The sequence below is a fragment of the Erythrobacter sp. CCH5-A1 genome (assembly GCF_001557115.1).
GTDB lineage: Bacteria > Pseudomonadota > Alphaproteobacteria > Sphingomonadales > Sphingomonadaceae > Erythrobacter.
In genome coordinates, this window is the sequence record NZ_LSKQ01000010.1 from 1 (window position 1) to 433 (window position 433).

General features: G+C 66.5%; 1 pseudogene. It reads right to left on the reverse strand.

Features of this window, described 5'->3' with window-relative positions:
• Positions 1-374 (reverse strand): annotated as a pseudogene (locus AX708_RS00490) (integrase); the annotation flags it as partial.
• Positions 375-433: the final 59 nt, after the last annotated feature.

Genomic DNA, 433 nt, shown 5'->3' on the forward strand with positions numbered 1-433 from the left:
GTCAGCTTGAGCCCCTCGCGCACCAGTTCGAGGTCAGCCAGCTGTAGCGCGACCAATTCGGAACGCCGCAGCGCCGCCGCCAGCCCAAGTGCCATGACGGCCCGGTCGCGGATAGCCCGCGGACTTTGGCCTTCAGCAGCTGCAATCATCCGCGCCAGATCAGCTGCCAGTATTGCGCTCTTCTTACGCGTCGGCCGCGCGCGCTGCTCGCGGCGGATTCCAGCAAGTGTGTCGCCAATGACATCGCGCGGATCGCGGTGCTGGGGCGCAACCTGTCCTGCCTGCCTGTGGTGCCAGGCGATGGCCGCAAGGTGCCGCCCGATGGTACTGTCCGCCCTCCCCGCCTGCGCCAGCGAGGCCAGATACGTTGCCACTGCTTCCGGCATAGCCGGCATAGGCTCAAGATCGCGCGTCCAGCACCATTCTTCGAACT